Origin of the sequence: Labrys sedimenti, assembly GCF_034424805.1 — a bacterium.
GTDB classification, from domain to species: Bacteria; Pseudomonadota; Alphaproteobacteria; order Rhizobiales; family Labraceae; genus Labrys; species Labrys sedimenti.
This window is the reverse complement of the sequence record NZ_JAXOUF010000066.1, coordinates 1-1,899: the sequence shown is the minus strand read 5'-3', so window position 1 is coordinate 1,899 and position 1,899 is coordinate 1. Positions and strand designations below refer to the sequence as shown.

1 rRNA gene is annotated in these 1,899 nt (G+C 50.1%); it reads left to right on the top strand.

Features of this window, described 5'->3' with window-relative positions:
• Positions 1-720: 720 nt before the first annotated feature.
• Positions 721-1,899: ribosomal RNA gene (locus tag U1R88_RS35380) — 16S ribosomal RNA — on the top strand; the annotation flags it as partial.

Below are 1,899 nucleotides of genomic sequence, written 5' to 3'. Positions count from 1 at the left end.
CCCAGGTTGCGAGCCCGATACGCTTATCCAAGACGCCTGTGGAGTACCGGAGTGCGCCTCCTCTATTGGGGGAGCATACGCTTGAGGTGCTGCAGGGGGTTTTGGGGTTGGGAGCTGCTCATGTGGCCGCACTGAAGGAGGCGGGCGTTATTTGAACTTCCCTTCTATATAGACGCGCAGTGGATGCCGGCTGTTTTTTAACCGAAGCTAACTTATTGATAGAAAAGCAAAATTAAGAGTTGACGGCGAATTATATCTGTCTATAATTCGCCCCACTTCCGGCGCAGTCGAAACGGAAAACTCCTTGGTAAACAATGAGTTACGCAGTTCTCGACAGCAAGTTGCTTCAGTTCATCGAAGCCAAAAGGAAGTTGAAAAAGAGGTGTTGACAGCAGCGTGTAACGCTGTAGAATTCGCCTCCCGCTTACGAGAGATCGCAAGCGCAAGTGGTTGAAGTTGTTGAAGAAATCTTCGAAAACTTCTGAAAATAACCACTTGACAGCAAATGAGGCTGCTGTAGAATGCGCGCCTCGGTTGAGACGAAAGATCTTAACCAACCGCTCTTTAACAACTGAATCAAGCAATTCGTGTGGGTGCTTGTGGAGTCAGACTGATAGTCAACAAGATTATCAGCATCACAAGTTACTCCGCGAGAAATCAAAGATGTAACCAACGATTGCTGAGCCAAGTTTAGGGTTTCTTAAAAACCCAAAGATGTTTGAACTGAAGAGTTTGATCATGGCTCAGATTGAACGCTGGCGGCAGGCCTAACACATGCAAGTCGAGCGGATGAGAGGAGCTTGCTCCTCGATTCAGCGGCGGACGGGTGAGTAATGCCTAGGAATCTGCCTAGTAGTGGGGGACAACGTTTCGAAAGGAACGCTAATACCGCATACGTCCTACGGGAGAAAGTGGGGGATCTTCGGACCTCACGCTATTAGATGAGCCTAGGTCGGATTAGCTAGTTGGTAGGGTAAAGGCCTACCAAGGCGACGATCCGTAACTGGTCTGAGAGGATGATCAGTCACACTGGAACTGAGACACGGTCCAGACTCCTACGGGAGGCAGCAGTGGGGAATATTGGACAATGGGCGAAAGCCTGATCCAGCCATGCCGCGTGTGTGAAGAAGGTCTTCGGATTGTAAAGCACTTTAAGTTGGGAGGAAGGGTTGTAGATTAATACTCTGCAATTTTGACGTTACCGACAGAATAAGCACCGGCTAACTCTGTGCCAGCAGCCGCGGTAATACAGAGGGTGCAAGCGTTAATCGGAATTACTGGGCGTAAAGCGCGCGTAGGTGGTTTGTTAAGTTGGATGTGAAATGCCCGGGCTCAACCTGGGAACTGCATTCAAAACTGACTGACTAGAGTATGGTAGAGGGTGGTGGAATTTCCTGTGTAGCGGTGAAATGCGTAGATATAGGAAGGAACACCAGTGGCGAAGGCGACCACCTGGACTAATACTGACACTGAGGTGCGAAAGCGTGGGGAGCAAACAGGATTAGATACCCTGGTAGTCCACGCCGTAAACGATGTCAACTAGCCGTTGGGATCCTTGAGATCTTAGTGGCGCAGCTAACGCATTAAGTTGACCGCCTGGGGAGTACGGCCGCAAGGTTAAAACTCAAATGAATTGACGGGGGCCCGCACAAGCGGTGGAGCATGTGGTTTAATTCGATGCAACGCGAAGAACCTTACCTACTCTTGACATCCTAAGAAGAGCTCAGAGATGAGCTTGTGCCTTCGGGAACTTAGAGACAGGTGCTGCATGGCTGTCGTCAGCTCGTGTTGTGAAATGTTGGGTTAAGTCCCGCAACGAGCGCAACCCTTATCCTTTGTTGCCAGCGATTCGGTCGGGAACTCAAAGGAGACTGCCAGTGACAAACTGGAGGAAGGTGG